This window comes from Kitasatospora sp. NPDC043950 (assembly GCF_056435345.1).
The window spans coordinates 60,500-79,598 of sequence record NZ_JBWKER010000028.1 but is presented as its reverse complement, the minus strand read 5'-3'; the positions used below and the strand labels follow the sequence as shown (position 1 = coordinate 79,598).

Genomic DNA, 19,099 nt, shown 5'->3' with positions numbered 1-19,099 from the left:
CTCCCCCCCCCCCCCCCCCCCCCCCCCCCCCCCCCCCACCCCCCCCCCCCCCCCCCCCCCCCCCCCCCCGACACCCACCCAGCAGCGAACCAAATATGACGACCGGTCTACCTAGTTGGGCTCGCGGCAAGCATGAGCACCCCCCGCTCGCGCACAGGAAGTCGATCTGGCCGACTTCCTGCGCAGCACCCCAAGCCGGACTGGGGGCCAGAGAATATGAAGACCGGTCTACATAGCTACGCGCCCGGCGAGCGCGGCCTCCACCTCCGGTGCGCACAGGAAGTCGGCCTGATCGACTTCCTGTGCGGAATCCACCGTGGGCAGCGCAGGATATGACGGTCGGTCTACATATTCGTCTCGCGGCGGGCGTGAACCCCCTCCCCTGCGCGCAGGAAGTCGGCCGGGCCGACTTCCTGCGCAGCGCCCCAGATGGGCCGGGGCTAGGAATATGACGGTCGGTCTACATAATTCTCTGAGGCGGAAACGGCGCCGGGCGTGGGGAGGCGGGCGGGGGACTAGTCGGCGAAGCGGGCTGACAGGTGGGGGAGGAGGGTGGGGAGGTCTTCGTCCTCCCAGGGTTCGCCGGTCGGGGGGCCGGAGGCGATGCCGTTGTCGGGGAGGTCGTTGCCGGTGAGTTGGCGGTATGCATGGGTGGCCGCGTAGGCGAGGTCTTCGGCCTCCAGATCCTCCTGGTCGGGGGCTAGGAGTCCGGCGAGGCTGTCCGGGTCGGCGAGGGCCTGTTCGAAGAGGGTGCGGCCGGCGCCTATCAGCCAGTCGCGGAAGTAGTCGAAGCCGTCGTCGCTGCATCCGTCGTTGATGAGGTAGCCCGCGCCCCAGAGCAGCCAGGTGCAGGAGCGGGCCTTCTGCTGCGCGTAGTGCCGGTCGAAGTCGGCGATCTGGTCGGGCGCCAGACCAGCGAGGTGTTCGGTGAGCGCGTCGGCGTGTTCGCTCTCGTCGGCGGCGCCGGCGCGGGTGTCGTCGATGATCTGCCAGAAGGTGTCGAGGTCCATGCCCGTCACCCTGACAGCCGGGACTGACACTCTCTCGCGCAAACAGCAGGACGGCTTCAGCCGCTTCAACGGGGCGTCTGGGTGCGGAAGCTGTGGCCGAGCTCGGGGCCGAGTCCGTAGTAGTGGCGGAAGTTGTAGATCAGCGGGCTCCACCGGGCCGGGTCGACGTGCTGGGAGCCGGGGACGACGATGCCCGGATCGGCGTGGACCTTGAGCACGTGGGCTTCGACGATGAGGAACCCGCCGGAGGCGTCGGGCTGGATCCGGGCGGCACGGGCCTCCAGTTGCAGGGGGCATTCGGCGACCCGGGGCGGCCGGACGAGTTCGGAGGGCTCGGCCCGCAGGCCTGCGGCCGCGAACTTGTCCCGCTCGAACCGGAAGGTGTCCTGCTTGTTCGCGGGTACGGGGGTGCGCCCGGTGAGCGGCGCGAGTCGTTCGACCGCCGGCCACTGGGTCGGCTCGGGCAGGTTGATCACCAGCTCGGGTCGGCTGCGGAGGTTGTGCGCGGTCTGCGCCTCGGCCCCCATGCCGAGGACGATCACCTGGCCAAGGGCCCAGGCCGAGGACATCGGCGCGAGGTTGGGGGTGCCGTCCCCGTTCTCCGTTGAGAGCAGGACGACGGGCGTGCCGAAGTAGAGGATGCTCGGCGCGATGGCCACGTGGTCCGCGCTCACCGAGCCATCGGTGAGCGCGTCAGTGAGCGCGTCAGTGAGCGCGTCAGTGCGTGTGCTGTCAGGCGTCATGGTGTTCACGGGAATCGACGGTAAGTCGGGGATTCTTCGGCGCGGACCGAAGGATCGTCGGCAGCCGGGGCGCCGCGCGAGGGGCCGCGATGCGGCCAGGTGGCCGACATCCGGCGGACGCAGCCAGTTCGGGTACGGATGGCGGGCCGGGCCAACCCATGTCAAGTTACTCAAAGTGTTCACAAAAACACTTCGTGTTATCAAAATTCTGTGGCGTGGGGCCCTGTGGTGATCACGCCCGACTGGAACGGAGACGGTATGGCAGGGATCAGACGCGGCCGGTCGCGCGGCAGGCTCGCCGCGGCGATCGGGCTGGCGGTCATCGGCATGACGGCGGGTTGGGGAGGCGGTTCGGCGCAGGCCTTCCCGGCGCACGCCTTCCCGGCACGAGGTGCGACGTCCGTCAGCCCTGCCGTCGCCTCGCCGGGGGACGACGCCGACAGGAAGTCCCCGGACGGCGCAGACCGCGCGAACGGCGCGAACGGCGCGGACGGGAAGTCAGGGACCCGGGCGCTGACCTGTCCGCCGACGCCGCTGTGGGTGAACACCGGCGGTGGCGGTGACCAGCTGTACTCGTACAGCCCGACCGGTACGCAGTTGTCCGACGTGCCGCTGGTGCGGGACTACGGGGACATCGCGTGGAGTGCGGACGGCACGACGCTGTACGGGGTGTCCTGGCAGGAAACCCCGCCGACGCTGTACACGATCAACCCAGCCACCGGCGCGGAGACCAGCTCGGTAGTGATCACCGGTCCGGCCGCGGTCGACGGATTCGACTTCAACGCGTTGAGCGCCCGCCCGGACGGCACCCTGCTGGTCGCGTCGTTCTTCTCGAACCAGATCTGGACGATCAACCCGGCCACCGGGGTGAGCACGCTGTTCCCCGTCGCCTACCCCGCCACGCTCGTCTCCTCGGGCGACTTCGTGACCCTGTCCGACGGCGATGTCCTCGGGGTCGCGTTCGATTCGTTCTTCCAGAACCCCACCAGCTACTTCCGCATCCACCCGGACAACACGATCACCGAGATCGGCACCACCCCGAACTCCATCTACGGTCTGGCGCAGTCCGGCGGCAACGTCTACATCTTCCGCGCGAACGGCACCATCGAGGAGCTGAACTCGGTGCCGACCGCCAGCTCGACCGCGACGCTGCCCACCACCGTCATCGCCAACACCGGGCACCGCTTCTACGGCGCCTCCGCCACCCAGGACAGCGGGAACTGCAACCTGCCGGCCGGCACCTCCTACACCGTCGCGAAGTCGGTCTCCCCGACCGGCCCGGTGGACCAGGGCGACACCCTCACCTACACCGAGACCGTCACCAACACCGGCACCAACCCGGCCACCTTCGCGGGTTTCAGTGACGACCTCTCCGCCGTGCTGACGGACGGCACGCTGGTGCCGGGCTCCGTCACCGCCAGCTCCGGAACGGCCGCCGTCACCGGGAACACCCTGACCTGGTCGGGCACGCTGACGGCGCCGCCCGCCGCCGGCTCCACCGTGACGGTGACGTACCAGGTCAAGGTCAACAACCCGGACACCGGCAACTTCGCGCTGACCAACAACCTCGCGCCGACCATCGCCGGCGGCACCTGCGCCACCACCGGCGGCTGCACCACCACCGTGCTGGTCAACGTCCCCGCCCCCACGATCACCAAGGCGGCGACCGAGGCCTCGTTCGTCGCGGGGCAGACCATCCACTACACCTACACGGTGACCAACAACGCCCCGGTGGCGCTGACGAACGTCGCGGTCACCGACACCGGCCCCGGCACCCCGACGGTCACCTGCCCGCCCGGCCCGCTCGCGGCCGGCGCCACGGAGAACTGCACCGCCACCTACACCGCGACCGCCGCCGACGCGACGACGGGCACGATCACCGACACGGCGAACCTCACCGCCACCGTCGGCACCCAGACGGTGACCGGGACGAGCAACCAGGTCGTCGTGCCGCTGCGGGCGCTGACCATCACCAAGTCCGCCGTCCAGCCGGACTTCACAGCCCCGGGCGAGACCCTCAACTACACGTACACCGTCACCAACACCGGCCAGATCGCACTGACCAACGTGACGGTGACCGACCTGACGCCCGGCGTCACCGTCTCCGGCTGCGGAACCAACCAGCTCGCGCCCGGCCAGTCCACCACCTGCCAGGCCACGTACGTCACCACCGCCGCCGACGTCGCCGCCCAGAACGTGCCCGACCAGGGCCAGGTCACCGGCACCGACACCGGCGGCCAGACCGTCACCACGACCAGCAACAAGGTCAACACCCCCCTGGTCGCCATCAGCGTGGTGAAGAAGGCCGCCGAGGCGCAGTACACCGCCGCCGGGCAGACCATCCACTACACCTACGCGGTCACCAACACCGGCGCCCAGCCGCTGACCAACATCGGCGTGGTCGACAACGGCCCCGGCACGCCGACCGTCACCTGCCCCACCGGGCCGCTCGCGCCGGGCGCCTCGGAGAACTGCACCGCGACCTACGTCACCACCGACGCCGACGTCGCCGCGGGCAAGGTCGTCGACACCGCCCAGGTCACCGGCACCACCCCCAGTGGCCAGAACATCACCTCCACCAGCAACAAGGTGACCGTGCCCTTCGCCGGGCTGAAGATCGTCAAGGCCGTCCAGGAAACCTCGTTCTCCGCCGCCGGACAGGCCCTGCACTACACCTTCACCGTCACCAACACCGGTGACACGACGATCAGTTCGCTCGCCGTGACGGACTCCGGCCCGGGCACGCCGGCCGTCTCCTGCCCGGTGACCACCCTGGCCCCGGGCGCGTCCACGACCTGCACCGCGACGTACTCCACCGCCGAGTCCGACGTGCAGGCCGGGAAGATCACCGACACCGCGACCGTCACCGGCACCACCCCCGACGGCACCCCGGTGACGGCGACCAGCAACACCGTCACCATCGTCGCCTGCACCCCCTGCGAGGACCAGGACCACGGCGGCTGCGACGGCCACAACTCCGGCGGCCACGGCGGCTGGGGCGACCACCACCCCGGGCCCGGCCAGTGGGACAACCACCCCGACGGCACCGCCCCTGGTGACACGTCGGCCGCCGAACACCCCGCCGGCACCCACCCCGCGCCCGTTCCCCCGCGCGACACCGCCGTGCAGGCACCCGCCGTGCAGGAACCCGCCGTGCAGGAACCCGCCCTGATGCTCGCGAGCGCCGGAGCCCCGGTGGCCACGGTCGGCCTCGGCGGCGGCGCGCTGCTGGGCCTCGGCTGGCTCATCGCCGCCTTCGCCTCCGCCCGCCTGCGCCAGGACCGCTCGGGAGAGTGACCACCCTCCACCACCCGGGCCGGCCCCGGCGACGCGCGCAACGCACACGGCACGCACGCCGGGCGTAGCGGCCGGGAGGGCAGAGTGCGCCACCACCGGTGGCGCACTCTGCCTGCTTCCTAGCCGAGGACGGCGTCCACGGCGGCCGTCAGCGCCTCGCGCACCGCCGCGGGGGCGGTGAAGCGGCTCTGGTTCATCGCACCGTGCCGCAGGATCAGCAGGGTGTCGGCCGCCCGGTCGGGGTCGGGGTGGCCGGCGGCGGCGAGCAGGCCGGTCAGCAGGGCGCGGAACCAGTCCATGTGTTCCTGGATCGCGCGGCTGACGGGATGGTGCGGGTCGGGGTAGTCGGCGGCGGCGTTGATGAACGGGCAACCGCGGAAGCCGGGTGCGCAGAACTCGTCGGAGATGCCCGCGAACAGGGCCGTCACGGCCTCGCGCGGAGGAAGGTCCGCCACTGTGGCGGCAGCCGCACGGAAGAGGCGGTCGTGCTCGTGGACGTAGGCGAGCACGACGTCGTCCTTGGACGGGAAGTGCCGGTAGAAGGTCGCGTTGGCGACCGCCGACTCGCGGATCAGCTGGTCGATGCCCACCCCGCGCACGCCCTGCGCGTAGAAGAGCCGCATCGCCGCGGCCAGGATGCGAGTGCGCGGTGGCGCGGAATCTCTCGTCGTCATGGCTTGACGCTAGCAGAAGGATCGTTCTACCTTGGAGGAGCAGAGAGAACGCTCTTTCTACTTCTTGGGTCGAACGACCGCGCCCCGACCGGCCGCCGATCCGATCCCCAGCCCTCACACACCAGGAGAGACCCCGCCATGCCCAGCAACCGCACCCCGGTCATGTTCATCCACGGCCTCTGGCTGCACTCCACGAGCTGGCAGGGCTGGGCCGACCGGTTCCGCGACGCCGGCTACGAACCGATCCTCCCCGAATGGCCCGGCGTCCCCGCCACCATCGCCCAGGCCCGCAGGAACCCCGACCCCCAGGGCGGAATCGGCCTCGCCGAGATCTCCGCCCACCACGCCCGGATCATCCGCGACCTCGACACCCCGCCCATCCTCGTCGGCCACTCCGTCGGCGGCTTCATCGCCCAACACCTCCTCGGCCAGAACCTCGCCCAGGCCGCCGTCGCGATCTGCCCCGGCCAGATCAAGGGCGTCAAAGCCGTCGGCCCCGCCCAGGCCAAGTCCGCCTTCGCCTTCCTGCGCAACCCCGGCAACACCAAGCGCGCCGTCTCACTCAACCCCGCCCAGTTCCGCTACGCGTTCGCCAACGCCGTCTCCCAGCAGGAATCCGACCAGCTCTTCGACGAATGGACCATCCCCAGCCCCGCCCGCCCCCTCTTCCAACTCGCCCTGAGCAACTTCGCCCCACACTCCCCCGCCAAGGTCGACACCCACAACCAGAACCGCGGACCGCTCCTCCTCCTCTCCGGCAAACTCGACCACACCGTGCCCGACGTCCTCACCCGCTCCACCCACAAGCAGTACCGCAAGTCCCCCGCCGTCACCGACTACCACCGCTTCGACGACCGCGGCCACTCCCTCACCGTCGACCACGGCTGGACCGAACTCGCCGACCACACCCTCACCTGGCTCGACCGCCACCACATCGGCTGAACAGCCGGCACCGCCCCCGGCGCCATCCGCCGGTGGCGGTCAGGAATCGGCGCCCTCGTTCACGGGCTCCGCCTCAGCCTCGGTCTCAGCCTCGGTCTCGATCTCAGCCTCGGTCTCGATCTCGATCTCGAACGGAGCCCGCCCGGTGCCGGGCGGCCAGCGATGGCCGGCCTCATGCAGCTGCTGCAGAGTGATCGGCCGGACAGTTCCAGGTCGTACGTGGTCAGGTCGGGGCCAGCCGGGCGGGATCGGCCGACCGCCTCGCGGTTATGGTGTGGTCGGTCCACGGAGGCCATGGACAGGAGGGCCTCATGACGGTCGGGCATCGGTGGCCGGTGGACGAGACTCCCTGGCCCGAGCAGGCCACGCTGGCCTACGGCGAGCTGGTGGAACTGGCGACGCCGCACCCGCCCCTTCCGGAACTGGGCCGGCTCGGGCCGGAGATCGTGGGCACCCACGGGGTGATCGTCGCGTGTGTCGTCGAGCAGGACGAGCGCGATGACCACGTCGGACCTCTCTACACGGTGGAGACCGAGGACGGCAGCCCCTGGCGGCTACGGCCGGAGTTCCTGGCCTCCCGAGGAGGACTCCACCCCGGCATGCCTCCGCGCTACCGCAGCGACCTGCCCGAAGGAACCCGCGTCCGGATCCGCACGGAGTCGGACACGCCGGGCGCGACGACGGACGCTGTCGGGGAGGTCACCGGGATCTGGTGGACGACGTCCCTGGAGCCGCCGAAGGGCTACGTCGTGCAGGTCGGCGAGGAATCCCACTGCGTGGCCCCACAGCAGACCGAAGTCCTCTAGTGCTGCGACCGGGATGGTTCGCCGCGTTTGGGGCGTCCCTCCGTCTGCCCGCGGTAGGTCTGATCACTCGGCCACCGCCGCCTGCCATGTCCATGAGTTGCGGCGGGGATGGCCGTCCAGGTCGCCCCGGCCGGTGCACCAGAGGAGGACATGAGCCGGGTCACCGGGTGGGGCATCAGGGAAGAGCCGGTGGAGCACTGCCGCACAGAGCGGCGCCGGGGGCAGCCACGGCACGCCCAGCCCCTGCGTGATGTCGTGGGTGTGCAGGAGAACCTCGGCGACACCCATTGCCGCGAAACCTGACGGGTCGCAGGGACCCCAGTGCCAGGCCCGGACCTCCGGGCTGGCGGTGGCCAGTGCACTGCCGAGTAGCCCTGCGCAGGCGGTGACCACCTGGAGCACCTCGCGCGGGGAGCTGTCCGAGCGGACGGAGAGATCGAAGGGCAGGTAGGCGTCCGTAGGGCGTGCGGCGATCTGCCCGGCGTAGGCCAGCAGGTCATGGGCGATGTGGGCGGCCGTCGTCCAGCAGCTCCATTCCAGCGGACCTGCTGGTACCGACCAGTCCTCTGCGTCGTGCGGGCCGAGTACCCGCACCATCTCGGTCACGGCCTCGTTGACGTCTCGGTTGTCGATGTAGCGCATCAGGCGATGCTATGGCTGCGGTCAGGAGGGTTCATCCGTCCAGGGTCATGCTGCCGCGCTTGCGAGGGGGCGTCCGCCCCAGCGGAGTCCCTTCTCGCTGCGGATGCGGGCGCGTTCACGGCGTTGGGCGGCCAGGACGTCGGGGTGGCGGGCGTTGGCGTTGCGCCAACGGAGGTATCGGTGCAGTTCACGGGTCTGGGCGGTGTGGTTGGGGTGGTTGGAGTTGGCGAGGGTGAACTGCCCCAGCGGTCCGAAGTGCGCCTCGATGGGGTTGGCCCAGGAGGCGCTGGTCGGGGTGAAGCACAGCTCCACCTTGTTCTTCCGGGCCCATTGGCGGATCTTGGCGCCCTTGTGGGCGGAGAGGTTGTCCATGATCACGTAGATCGGGGCGCCGTCGGGGCGGGCGGCGCGGATCGACCTGAGCGCGGCCAGGCTGTTGGCGGTGCCCTTGCGGCGGCGGTTGACGCCTCAGAGGGTGTCGTCGCCGACGGAGTAGCAGCCGTGGAAGTAGGTCACGCCGTGGGTGCGGTGGTAGGTCGCCGCGACCCGGTCCGGTCGGCCCTGCTTGGCCCAGCAGGATCCGCCGGTGGGGCGGATGCCGAGCGGCCCGAACTCGTTGAACGCGAGAACGCGGTCGGGGAAGTGCTCCAGGACGTGCTCGATCCGATCGAGTTTGGCGTCGCGGTCGGGGTCGGTGGACTCCTTCCAGGTCTTGGTTCGTTGGAAGGTGACGCCGCGTCGGGCGAGCAGGCGGCGCAGGGCCTCGCGGCCGATGCGGATCACCCGGCCGTGAACCCTGCGGAGGTAGGCGGCGAGCTTGCGGATGGACCAGCGGGTGAAGGGCTGGGCGAGCTTGGTCGGGCGGGTGGTGGCCGTCTTGACGACGAAGTTCTCGTCGTCAAGACTGAGTTGGCGGGGACGGCCTCCCGCCCACTGAGGGTCCAGACAGGCCAAGCCGATCTCGTTGAAGCGGTGAACGACGTCACGCACCGTGTCCTCGTCAGCCGCCACGGCGAGGAGGCCGTGACCAACACTTCGCAGCAGACCCCGGCTCTCCCCCTCGTTCGCCGAACGCCGCGCACGACCTCCCCGGTCGGCGCGGCGTTCCGCTTCACGGATCCACTGTCGCAACAGGTCCCGACTCGACGGGAGGTCGACCGTCGACCACGCGAGGTCTCCGGAGAGAGGCGGGGCCATTCCCGCTGCACGGGCTGCGCCAGGGCAACCATTCGGCCCCGGGGGCCGTCATTTCACGGATGTCGGGGTACGACCGCCGCGCCTCAAGGACACCGGGAGCTGGTCTCGTTGCAGCGGAAGAAGCCGTACTTGCAGCCGTACTGGTGGCGGCTACTGTTCCGTGCGGACGGCACGGCGGCGTGGGAGGCGATGGACCGGGGACCGCTCATCCCCGTCCCGAACGCCGCACTGGCGAGGGCGCCCCTTGCGGTGTGGGCCGATGCCTTGCTGGAGGAGGCGCCGTACGAACTCGAAGACCTGCACGGCGATCTGCTCCTTGAGTGCTACGCGGAGCCCGCCGTCACGGACGGCACTCCGCCGGTGTACTCACGCCAGGTGCGGCTGCCCGGGAAGTGAGTCCGGGGTCGGTTCGGCGCGGGAAGTCGGTGGGGCCGACTTCCCATGCCGTATTCAGCGGACGGGGGCTGGGGTTGGGGTCGGAATCGGGTGGGGGTGGTGGACGGTCGGGTGACCGGCGGTGAGGGGGTAGATCCAGGCGAGGAGGGCGAGCAGGAGGGCGAACGGGAGGAGGGTGTAGGCGGTCGCGGCGCCCCAGGTCACGTCAGGACGCATCGAGGGCGACGGGGAGATCGAGTTCGGCCCAGACGGTCTTGGCGTTGGGGTGGCGGGGGATGGTGCCCCAGCGGTCGGCGAGGGCGTCGATGAGGGTGAGGCCGCGCCCTGACTGGGAGTTGGGGGCGAGGACGGCGGGCAGGGCGGGGAAGCGGTCGCCCCGGCAGTCCGAGATCTCGATGCGCAGGGTGGTGCCCCGGCGCACGGTGGTGGTGAGGCAGAGGTGAAGCTCGAAGCCGCGCCCCGGAACGCGGCCGTGGGTCGTCGCGTTGGCGGCGAGCTCCGCGACGATCAGGAGAGCCGAGTAGTACGGCTCTGTGTGGGACAAGTTCACCCCCCAGGTGGTCAGTTGACGCCTGGCGATGCGCCGGCAGATCGCGGCGCCCTTGGGGGTGGCGGCGAGGGTGATGGTGTGGCGGCGGGGACTGTCGAGGGGGATGTCGGTCGTCATGGAAAAAATCGTGACGGTGCGGACGTACGCTGACCATGCATCTGGGGGGTACGGAGAGTGCTTGTCCAGCTGCGGACAGCTTTTGTTCGTGTGACCGAATCACAAGCGGGGTGATCGCGGTGGGTGCAGCGCGGAACATCGAGTCAAGCGACGACGTTCGTACGGAACTGCCGGAGGACCTGGGAGAGGTGTCGGACTTCTTCCGCGCCATCGGGAAGCAGATCAAGCTGCTCCGGGAGCGGGCCGGGATGACGCAGAAGGAACTCGGCGAACGCGTCGGCTACGGGGAGCACCTGATCGGCGCGGTGGAGCGCGGAAAGCGCACCCCGCAGCCGGAGTTCCTGGTGGCGGCGGACAAAGTCCTCAACGCCGGCGGCCTGTTGGCCATCACGAAGGACGACGTGATGCGGGCGCGGGCCAAGGCGCGGCTGCGACACCCGGCCTGGTTCCGTGGGTACGCAACCCTGGAGGTCGACTCAATCGAGTCCCATGACTTCGCCACGCTCGACATCCCCGGGTTGCTCCAGACCGAGGAGCACGCCCGAGCTGTCTACGCAATGAGGCAGCCCCCCTTGTCAGAGGAGGTGATCGAGATGCGGGTCGCCGCGCGAATGGCGCGCCAGGAGGTACTGACCCGGTGGCCCCGGGGGATGTTCAGCTGGGTGATCGACGAGAGCGTACTACGCAGACCCCTGGGAGGGTGGGACGTGCATGCAGCCCAGCTCCGCCGGCTCCTGGAGGTCGGGCGGACCCGCGGCATGGTCATCCAGGTGCTGCCCCTGGACAGAGCTGAGCACGCCGGAATGGGCGGGCCGTTCATTCTGATCGCACCAAAGGGTCGGCCTCAGCACGCCTACATCGAGGTACAGACGAGCAGTAGGCTGATCGCCGACCCGGAGGAAGTCCGGATCATGAACGCGCGCTACAACATCCTCAGGGCGCAGGCCCTTGGTCCCGAGGAGTCCCTGGCCTTGATCGAGAAGATCCTGGGAGAACGATGAGCACCGAGCTGGCATGGTTCAAGAGCAGCTACAGCGGCAACGAGGGTGGCGCTTGCGTCGAGGTGGCAGAGACCCCCGGTGTCGTCCACGTGCGTGACTCGAAGGACAAGAGCGGCCCGCAGCTGGCGTTCGAGCCGGCCACGTGGCAGACGTTCGTGGCGTTCGCCGCGACCGCCGAGGTCTGAGCACTGTCCCGACGGCCCACCGCTAGGCAGCGGTGGGCCGTCGGCGTACCGTCAGAAAGCATGGAACTCGCATGGTTCAAGAGCAGCCACAGCAGCAACGAAGACGCCGCCTGCGTCGAGATCGCCGAGACGACCGCCGCCGTCCACGTCCGTGACTCCAAGGACAAGGACGGCCCCCAGCTCACCTTCTCCCCCGCCGCCTGGCAAGCCTTCGTCGACTTCGCCCCGACCTCCGCCACCTGAAGGCCCGAGGCTGCCGTCTCCATCCGGGTCTGGAGGCCGAAGTCCTTCACGCAGCGGACGGTGACGAGCGGCGGGCATCCGGCATGACCGTCGCCTCGATGCGGGCGGGCCGCCTCCGTGGCGCCGGGGCCCTTTCTGCCGTCCGTGCCGGTCAGGGGCTGGTGAAGGTCACCTCGGGGAAGTCCCGGCTGGGGCCGTTGAGCAACGGCTCGCAGGTTCCCCTGAGTTGGCGTTCGAAGAAGGCGCCGACATAGCTGGTGGTGATCGCGATCGACCGGGGGGCGTTCGGGATGGGCAGCACGCCGCTCTCGTTGACCAGGTAGTCCAGGTCGGTGAAGGTGTAGTGGTCGGCGCCGGCGACGGTGAGCCAGCGCTTCCATCCGTCCAGGTTCGGCCAACTGCTCTTCCAGGACGGCACGATGTCCGGGCCGCTCGGGTCCGCGGCCGCGATCAGCAGGACCGGGCGGCCGTCGATGCCGGTCGCGGGAACCGGTGGGGTGATGGCGCCGTCGAGGTCGACACCGGCCAGCACGCGTCGGTCCGCGCCCATGGCGGCCAGGGTCGCATCGCCGCCGACGGAGTGTCCGGCCATGCCGATCCTCGCCGGATCGATGAGCGTGGAGTACCGCCACACCGGGCGCGGACCGGTGAGCTCGGTGAGCAGGAAGGACACGTCCCGGGCGCGGCCTGCGGCGATCTGTTCCTGGGTGGCGGCGCCGGAGTTGTACTCGTCGCACGCCGTACAGGGCAGGATGCCGTCCGGAAAGCGGGTGGCCGCCGATTCGTGGGCGTGGTCGACGGTCGCCACCACGAATCCCCGGCTGCTCAGTTCCTCGGCCAGCGCGGTGAGGGTGTAGCGGGGCACCGTGAAACCGGGGGACAGCACGACGAGCGGGTAGCGGCCCCGCGCCGGTGCCGCGTCGGCCCGGGCCCAGGTACGGGTGTCGGCGAGGCGAGCCGGTTCGAGGGCCCCCGACAGACCGGCATAGGTGATCAGCGCCGACGCTTCGGCGGTGCTCATGTACGCGGCAGGCGTGCCGCTGTTGGTGCGGGCAGGGTAGTAGAGGTCGACCATCAACTGTCGCGGTCCCGACTGCGGTGCCCACGGATCGGCGCGCCGATCGTCGACGAGGTGCAGGGTGTCACGACCGACCGCGTACGACCCGGTCGGCCTCGGCAACGACAACGCACTCGTCGTCCGGGCCGTCGGCGCACTGGACGCCGCCAGCGGTGTCGCGGCGGGTGCCGCGACAGCTGGGGCCGACACGCTCAGGGGGATGATCGCCATGGCGGTGGCACAGCTGACCGCGTATCTGGTTGCCCGCCGGATTGTCTTCATGGCGGCGATTCTTTCCACTCGCGCGGGGGTGCGGCATCCGGGTGGCCCCCCGACAAGTCCCCGATTTCGGCGTCGACATTCCCTACGGGCCATCATGACGGCGTCGACGGGCTCGAATTGTCGACGTCGATCCGATCGCCGATGCGTGGGCGGTGGCAGCCCGGGGTGAAGGAGGTGGCCGGCCGGCGGCGGCGCGGCTAGCGTGACCGCATGGATCGAGGTCAACGCTCACTCCACGCCTCGTCGTTCGGCGCGGCGGCGATCGCGTACGCCGAGCACCGCCCGGACTCCGCGCAGGATGCGGTGCGTTGGGCGCTCGAACCCGCTCCCGGCCCGCGCGTGCTCGACCTCGGCGCCGGAACCGGCAAGCTGACCGGCGTGCTGGCCGCGCTGGGTGCCGAGGTCATCGCGGTCGAGCCCGACCCGGCGATGCTGGCCGAGTTGCGCCGTTCGCTGCCGGAGGTCCGTGCCCTGTCGGGGAGCGCGGAGGCGATTCCGCTGCCGGACGCTTCCGTCGACGCCGTGGTCGCCGGCAACGCCATGCACTGGTTCGACATGGCCGCCGCAGGGCCCGAGATCGCCCGGGTCCTCGCCCCCGGTGGCGTCCTGGCCGGCCTGTGGAACGTGCTGGACGACCAGGTCGCCTGGGTCGACGGGCTCGCGCAGATCAGCGGGGGCGAGGCCATCGGCCCGCGTGACACGCCCGCCGGGTGGCGCGCCGAGACGACCGGCATGCACCTTCCGAAGTCCGGCGCGGCCGCCCGGTTCGGCTCGCCGGAACAGGAGGAGTTCCCGCACGGGCAGCTCCGCACCGCCGACTCCCTCGTCGCGACCCTCGCGACCCGCGCGGGCATGCTCGTCATGCCCGAACAGGAGCGGGAGGCCAGGCTCGACCGGATCCGCGCGTTCCTCGCGGACAGGCCGGAGACCGCCCACGGCGAGTTCGCCCTCCCGATGCTGACCGCCGTGCTGCGCGTCCGGCGGCTGACTCCCGCCCCGGATCCGCGAGCTTAGAGACCCGCCTCCCAGAGCGCGCGCCGCACCGTGTGCAGGGCGGTGGCGGACTGTTCCCAGCCGTGCCACCAGAACAGGCCGCCGCCGTGGCTCGCCTCGGCGGCCAGCGCCGTCAGGTGTGCCCACGGCCCGGCCGGGAGGCCGAACTGCGGTCGGGCGGCCAGGCGTTCGGCCTCCCCGGCGACGACCGGCACCATGCCGACCACCGGCAGCGGTAGGCCGTCGAGCGCGCGGCCGGTGCCGGTGCCGGTGTCGGTGCCGGTGTCGGTGCCGGTGCCGGTGAGGATCGGGCCGCCAGGAGCGCGGCCGGTGCCGGTGAGCATCGGGTGCAGGGTGATCGGGTCGAGCAGCAAGGTCAGTTCGGCGGACGGCAGCGGTGCGGGGCCGTCGCGCCAGGTGAGGCGCTTGCCGGTGAACTCCGCGTGGCGGATCGGCTGTTCGTCGAGGGCGACGCCGTCCGCGGCCACCCGTAGCTCCGCGCCGCGGCCGCCCGGCAGCCGCACCCGGTAGCAGCCGTACAGATACGGCGGCACGGCCGATGCCGCCACGGCCTGGGCGTAGGGGACGGCGACGCCGTCCACCTCGAAGCCCGCCGGGCCGACCACGACGGCGGCCGCCGTGGGCACGCCGTCGACCGCGACGCGGACCCGCAGCGCCGGGCCGTCCTCGCCCGGCCCGGCGGAGACGACCAGTTCGCGCCCGGCCTCGTCCGCCGCCCGGTAGTCGCCGACCAGGTCGGCGAGCGGCGGCACGTCCGGCAGGGCGTACTCGGCGAGTTGCACCGAGAACTCCGCCGCCGCGACCCGCCCGGCGGGCCACACCGCGCCGACCAGCCGGCGCCGCCCGTCCCGGCCGACCTCGGTGCGCAGTTCGCCGCCGCAGTCGTTGCCGTCCTCGACCCGCCAGCGCAGCACGCCGTGGTCGTGACGCGGGGCGGTGATCCGCTGGCCGTTGACGTGGATCCGGTGGCGGGGCGGGTCGGTGGCGCGGCCCAGGACGTAGACGTCGAGGTCGCCGTCCGGCGTGCCGTAGAGGCCCGTCCACGGGTACAGGGCCTCGGCGAGGACGGTGTCCAGGTCCCGCCGAATGTTGCTCCCATCGCCTCCAAGACCACCCCCGGGCCCGCCGTCGCGCACCGACCGGAGCAGCGCGCGCGCCTCCGACTTGCGGGTGAGCAGGGCGCGCAGCCGCCGCGCCGCCTCCGGGGTCGGCCGCCGGTAGCGGCCCTTGGCGGCGGCCTGCATGGCCGCGTCCTCGCGGCGGGCCAGCAGGGCGCGTTCGGCGTCGGCGAGATCCGGCGGCGCCCAGGACGCCACCGCTGCCTCGGGCTCCCGGACGAAGCGTTCGCGCAGGGCGCCGTCCTCCCCCAGGGCGAGGACGAAGCGGGCGGCGGGCGTGTCCTCCTGCCAGTGGTAGCCGCCGGGGACGTGGAAGTCCGTGAAGCCGTCGAGGGCGGCGAGTTCGCGCGGCCCGTAGTCGTCGACCGTCCGGACCGGGCCGGTGGGCGGCCGCACGGTCTGGCCGGGCCGGATCAGGCCCAGCCGTTCGAGCATCCGCGGATCGGCCGGGGCGGCGACGGCCGGCGGGAGGTACCAGGTGGAGGCGCTGGTGACGGTCCGCTGCACGGCCCGGTCCCGGAGCCCGGCGACGGTGTGCCGGTCGGTGACGGGGGCGGTGCCCCGGTAGCGGGCGCCGATGTAGTTGACCACCGCGTGGTCCGGGCCGTAGACCTCCTCCAGCCGGTCGACCAGGACGGGCAGCCGGTGGTTGAAGAACCCGGTGCGCTGGTAGCCGAGTTCGCCGACCAGCCCGACCTGCCAGAGCACCAGGTGCAGGCCCGGGTCGATCCGCCGGCCGCGGATCAGCAGGTCCGAGGCCTCGAAGGTCTGCATGCCGGGGCTGCTCGGGTCCACGCCGAGGTCGGCGCACAGGACGTCCAGCGCGCTGATCCCAGGCCGCATCACGGCCGCGTGGCCCTCGCGGCGGGCGATCCGGACGGCGCGGTGGCTGGAGAGGACGAACACGCCCGGGTGGCCGTAGAAGACCGCCGCCACCCGCCGTCCGGCCCGGACGAAGTGCAGGATCGCCTCGGACATCTGCACGTACGTCAGATAGCGGTCCTTGGCGTCGTCGTAGAGGACGCCGAGGTCGTAGGAGTCGGGCCGCCAGGCCTTGATCCGCACCACCGTCACCGGGTCGGCGACGCAGTGGAAGACGTGGTCCGCCTCGCGCAGCAGCCGCTCGTCGGCGCGGGTGAACCCGGCCGCCTCGATGCCGGAGCCGAGGACGGTCAACTCGCCCTTGGGCGTGGCTGGTTCGGCGTGCCCACCGTCCAGCCCGGGGCGGTCCGGCCCGGGGGCGGCGGCGATGGCCCGGGCCAGCTCCGCCCAGCGGTCCTCGTGCTCGCGGCGGGTCGGGAAGCGGTCGAAGGGGCGGCCGTACGGGCGGTTCGGGTCCATCGGGCGGCGTCAGTCGGTGTCGGCGGCGTCAGGCGATATCGACGGCGAAGTCCATCTGGACGACCTGCGGCGGGGGATCCATCAGGCCCGGGGCGTCCACCTCGAAGTCCATCTGGGTGATCTGCGGCGCGGGCTCCGTCAGGATCGGGCTGTCCAGGTCGAAGTCCGTCCGGCCGACCTGGCGGAAGGGCCGGTCCTCGGCGGTGTCGGGGCCCAGCGTGAGATCGGCGTCCACGTCGATGTCGACGACGTCGAAGGCCAGGCTGCTTGCGGTCACGGTAGGCACTCGACAGTCACTCGTCCCCTCGGAGCCACGGGCGTTGGCGACTTCATGCTACTGAACACCAGTTCGCGCCGACAGCCCTCACGGGCGCCTCCGGTGCGCCAGCCGGCCGAGGCCCTGGTCGGGCGCGGTCAGCGGTCAGCGGGCCGACGACCGGGCCACCCGGGCCGCGCGCTGGGCCCGCTGAGCGAAGACGTCCTCCCGGCGGTCGGCGGTCTGGCGCAGGACGCGCTTACGGTCCCGGCCGGACAGCCGGTCGATGTACAGCTGCCCGTTCAGGTGGTCGGTCTCGTGCTGGAGGCAGCGGGCGAAGTAGCCGGTCCCCTCGATGGTGACGGCGGCGCCGTACTGGTCGAAGCCGTGCACCACCACCTCGGCCGGGCGGGCGAGTTCGGTGCCGGCGCCGGGGACGGAGAGGCAGCCTTCGGTGTCCTCGATCAGCCGGCGGCCGGGCTCGCGGGGCTCGACGACCGGGTTGAGCACGTGGCCGACGTGCCGGACGCCCTGGTCGTCGCGGCAGTCGTAGACGAAGAGGCTGAGGTCCACGTCCACCTGGTTGGCCGCGAGCCCGCAGCCGTCGGCGACCTGCATGGTGGCGAACATGTCCTCGATGAGGCGGGCCAGCCGTTCGCTGCCGTAGTCCTCCCCGGTCGCCGGGCGGCAGGTGCGGCGGAGGATGTCCTCCCCCACCTCGGTGATCCGCAGGACGGTCGGGCGTTCACGCGGTTCGGACATCGGCGCTCCCTCGTCGACACCGTCGACACGACGGCGAGGATGACGGCTTGTCATCGACTTTGCAAAGTAGCAGACTTTGCAAAGTGACCGAAGATGCCAGAGGCGCCGAAGACACCGAAGACCTCACCGCGCCCGCCACCGGCGCCCTCCCCCAGCACCCCGTACGCACCGCGCTCCTCGGCCTCCTCGCCGAGAAGGCCGCCCTCACCTCCACCGAGGCCGCCGCCGCCACCGGGTACAGCTCCGGCCTGTGCTCCTTCCACCTCCGGCAGCTGGCCCGCCACGGCCTCATCGAGGAGGCTCCCGCCACCGACGGCCGCGCCCGCCCCTGGCGGCTCCCGCAGCAGTCCCACCAGCCCCACCAGCCCGCCGCGGCCGACGAGTTCGGGGACCTCGCGCGCGGCCTGGAGGACGAGAGCTACCAGCGTTGGCTCGCCCGCCGCGACACGGCCCCGGCCGACTGGCGGCAGGACGAGGCGTTCAGCACCGTCCTCTACCTGACCCCCGCCGAACTGGCCGCCGTCGGCGAGGCCGTCCGCCAGGTGCTGGCCCGCTACCGCGACCGCGAGGCCGACCCGGCCGGCCGCCCTGCCGGCGCCCGCCCGGTCGCCGCCGTGGCCCGCCTCTTCCCGCTCCTCCCGGACGAGCACTGACGAGCACTGACGAGCGCTCACAAGCGCTGACGAGCACCGACGAGCACCGACGAGCAGGGCCACCTACAGACGGAGCAGGAAGTCGGCCGGACCGACTTCCTGCTCCGCGACCGTCGACTATCACGGGGATTTCAAGGCCAGGCCGCCCGGCCGGCGGCCTGCCGCTCCCGCGCGCCTACCCGGCTCAGGCCCAGATGGAGAGGCGGGCCGTGTTCGGGGCGACATCACAGAAGTAGCTGACAGCCTCGCCCCGGGCCACGTAGGCCCGGCCCGCGGCGTCGCACGCGGCGCCGCTCGGGTACATGCCGACATAGACGTATCCGGTCGTCACGCTCGTGGATGCCTGAGCAGCCGGGGCGGCCATCAGCCCGCCCGCAGCCAGCAGTCCAGCAAGGGCCATGGTGGAAACCGCTTTGCGCATTGCCATGCCGGTGCCTTCTTCCCTCCAAGAGGAGCGCCGGAGTCCGCCCCCCGGCGCTTCGCGGTGATCCTCCTCCACTCCCGAACCCAAAGCAATGGTCAAGACCAAATGGTCGAGACCAATTTGGCAGTGCGTCAGCGGCGGCGTCCGGGCGGCACCCGGGCGGCGTCCGGGCGAGGGAAAAACCCGCTGGCGCACCGGCCCCACCGGCCTGCAAGCTGGCCCGATGCGCGTCAACGGCCCCCTCTGCACCCGCCAGTCCCTCGCCGCCGAGCTGCGGGGGGGGGGGGGGGGGGGCAGGGGGGGGGGGGGGTGGGGGCGGATGCTTGGGTTCCCCCGTTGGGGTGTCGGCTGGGGGGGGGCACGTGCTCCAGAACGGCCCCTCGACACCC

20 protein-coding genes and 1 pseudogene are annotated in these 19,099 nt (G+C 71.6%); 9 read left to right on the top strand and 12 right to left on the bottom strand.

Translation table 11 applies throughout. The features are described 5' to 3' along the window. Nucleotides 1-515 precede the first annotated feature (515 nt). Nucleotides 516-1,010 carry a DUF4240 domain-containing protein gene (locus AC07BF_RS20150; protein ID WP_363585703.1) on the bottom strand — a complete coding sequence of 165 codons (495 nt, stop codon included), beginning with the start codon at nt 1,008-1,010 and terminating at the stop codon, nt 516-518. Nucleotides 1,011-1,075: 65 nt separating this feature from the next. Then, complete coding sequence (locus AC07BF_RS20145; protein WP_400811362.1) at nt 1,076-1,762, bottom strand: flavin reductase family protein; 687 nt, start codon at nt 1,760-1,762, stop codon at nt 1,076-1,078. Between the two features lie 249 nt (nt 1,763-2,011). Here AC07BF_RS20145 and AC07BF_RS20140 point away from each other — a divergent pair, with 249 nt between their 5' ends. Beyond that, the gene (locus tag AC07BF_RS20140) at nt 2,012-5,050 is read left to right on the top strand and encodes a DUF7507 domain-containing protein (protein ID WP_478333688.1); all 3,039 of its coding nucleotides are present in this window, start codon (nt 2,012-2,014) and stop codon (nt 5,048-5,050) included. 119 nt (nt 5,051-5,169) lie between these two features. Here the strand turns inward: AC07BF_RS20140 and AC07BF_RS20135 are convergent, their stop codons facing one another. Beyond that, on the bottom strand, nt 5,170-5,724 hold the full coding sequence (locus AC07BF_RS20135; RefSeq protein WP_478319341.1) for a TetR/AcrR family transcriptional regulator: 555 nt from the start codon (nt 5,722-5,724) through the stop codon (nt 5,170-5,172). A gap of 138 nt (nt 5,725-5,862) precedes the next feature. Here AC07BF_RS20135 and AC07BF_RS20130 point away from each other — a divergent pair, with 138 nt between their 5' ends. Beyond that, on the top strand, nt 5,863-6,666 hold the full coding sequence (locus AC07BF_RS20130) for an alpha/beta hydrolase (protein ID WP_478333687.1): 804 nt from the start codon (nt 5,863-5,865) through the stop codon (nt 6,664-6,666). Nucleotides 6,667-6,977: 311 nt separating this feature from the next. Continuing rightward, on the top strand, nt 6,978-7,472 hold the full coding sequence (locus tag AC07BF_RS20125; protein WP_478333686.1) for a hypothetical protein: 495 nt from the start codon (nt 6,978-6,980) through the stop codon (nt 7,470-7,472). A gap of 63 nt (nt 7,473-7,535) precedes the next feature. Here the strand turns inward: AC07BF_RS20125 and AC07BF_RS20120 are convergent, their stop codons facing one another. Next, entirely contained in the window at nt 7,536-8,114 is a 579-nt protein-coding gene (locus tag AC07BF_RS20120; protein ID WP_363583974.1) for a maleylpyruvate isomerase N-terminal domain-containing protein, read from the bottom strand. A gap of 45 nt (nt 8,115-8,159) precedes the next feature. After that, nucleotides 8,160-9,125, bottom strand: a pseudogene (locus AC07BF_RS20115) (IS630 family transposase); the annotation flags it as partial. Between the two features lie 294 nt (nt 9,126-9,419). Between AC07BF_RS20115 and AC07BF_RS20110 the strand changes: the two are divergent. Beyond that, nucleotides 9,420-9,707, top strand: coding sequence for a hypothetical protein (locus AC07BF_RS20110; RefSeq protein WP_400988528.1), 288 nt, complete (start codon nt 9,420-9,422; stop codon nt 9,705-9,707). 54 nt (nt 9,708-9,761) lie between these two features. Here the strand turns inward: AC07BF_RS20110 and AC07BF_RS20105 are convergent, their stop codons facing one another. Beyond that, complete coding sequence (locus AC07BF_RS20105) at nt 9,762-9,923, bottom strand: hypothetical protein (RefSeq protein WP_363583978.1); 162 nt, start codon at nt 9,921-9,923, stop codon at nt 9,762-9,764. Next, entirely contained in the window at nt 9,913-10,374 is a 462-nt protein-coding gene (locus tag AC07BF_RS20100; RefSeq protein WP_363583979.1) for an ATP-binding protein, read from the bottom strand. The genes AC07BF_RS20105 and AC07BF_RS20100 overlap by 11 nt, the downstream gene beginning before the upstream one ends. 113 nt (nt 10,375-10,487) lie before the next feature. Between AC07BF_RS20100 and AC07BF_RS20095 the strand changes: the two genes are divergently transcribed. The 3 genes from AC07BF_RS20095 to AC07BF_RS20085 are packed head-to-tail and all read left to right on the top strand — an operon-like array spanning nt 10,488 to nt 11,803. Further along, nucleotides 10,488-11,375 (top strand): helix-turn-helix domain-containing protein, encoded by an 888-nt coding sequence (locus tag AC07BF_RS20095; RefSeq protein WP_400334493.1) that lies wholly within the window; start codon nt 10,488-10,490, stop codon nt 11,373-11,375. Further along, complete coding sequence (locus AC07BF_RS20090; protein ID WP_400810729.1) at nt 11,372-11,560, top strand: DUF397 domain-containing protein; 189 nt, start codon at nt 11,372-11,374, stop codon at nt 11,558-11,560. Before AC07BF_RS20095 ends, AC07BF_RS20090 begins: the two co-directional genes overlap by 4 nt. 60 nt (nt 11,561-11,620) lie before the next feature. Next, nucleotides 11,621-11,803, top strand: a complete 183-nt coding sequence (locus AC07BF_RS20085; RefSeq protein WP_478333685.1) for a DUF397 domain-containing protein — start codon at nt 11,621-11,623, stop codon at nt 11,801-11,803. 151 nt (nt 11,804-11,954) lie between these two features. Here AC07BF_RS20085 and AC07BF_RS20080 read toward each other — a convergent pair whose 3' ends face one another. Beyond that, on the bottom strand, nt 11,955-12,989 hold the full coding sequence (locus tag AC07BF_RS20080; protein WP_363630202.1) for an alpha/beta hydrolase family protein: 1,035 nt from the start codon (nt 12,987-12,989) through the stop codon (nt 11,955-11,957). A gap of 363 nt (nt 12,990-13,352) precedes the next feature. On the opposite strand from AC07BF_RS20080, the gene AC07BF_RS20075 reads away from it, so the two are divergent. Further along, nucleotides 13,353-14,156 carry a class I SAM-dependent methyltransferase gene (locus AC07BF_RS20075; protein WP_478333684.1) on the top strand — a complete coding sequence of 268 codons (804 nt, stop codon included), beginning with the start codon at nt 13,353-13,355 and terminating at the stop codon, nt 14,154-14,156. Here AC07BF_RS20075 and AC07BF_RS20070 read toward each other — a convergent pair. The 3 genes from AC07BF_RS20070 to def form a co-directional block, all read right to left on the bottom strand. Further along, nucleotides 14,153-16,615, bottom strand: coding sequence for an SAM-dependent methyltransferase (locus AC07BF_RS20070; protein WP_478333683.1), 2,463 nt, complete (start codon nt 16,613-16,615; stop codon nt 14,153-14,155). The two genes, AC07BF_RS20075 and AC07BF_RS20070, sit on opposite strands and share 4 nt — an antisense overlap. Before the next feature lie 28 nt (nt 16,616-16,643). Next, nucleotides 16,644-16,892 carry a hypothetical protein gene (locus AC07BF_RS20065; RefSeq protein ID WP_363583994.1) on the bottom strand — a complete coding sequence of 83 codons (249 nt, stop codon included), beginning with the start codon at nt 16,890-16,892 and terminating at the stop codon, nt 16,644-16,646. 144 nt (nt 16,893-17,036) lie between these two features. Continuing rightward, nucleotides 17,037-17,633, bottom strand: coding sequence for a peptide deformylase (gene def, locus AC07BF_RS20060; protein WP_400810738.1), 597 nt, complete (start codon nt 17,631-17,633; stop codon nt 17,037-17,039). Nucleotides 17,634-17,716: 83 nt separating this feature from the next. Between def and AC07BF_RS20055 the strand changes: the two genes are divergently transcribed. Further along, nucleotides 17,717-18,286 (top strand): helix-turn-helix domain-containing protein, encoded by a 570-nt coding sequence (locus AC07BF_RS20055; RefSeq protein WP_478333682.1) that lies wholly within the window; start codon nt 17,717-17,719, stop codon nt 18,284-18,286. 184 nt (nt 18,287-18,470) lie between these two features. Here AC07BF_RS20055 and AC07BF_RS20050 read toward each other — a convergent pair whose 3' ends face one another. Further along, nucleotides 18,471-18,713 (bottom strand): hypothetical protein, encoded by a 243-nt coding sequence (locus AC07BF_RS20050; RefSeq protein ID WP_363584000.1) that lies wholly within the window; start codon nt 18,711-18,713, stop codon nt 18,471-18,473. Nucleotides 18,714-19,099: the final 386 nt, after the last annotated feature.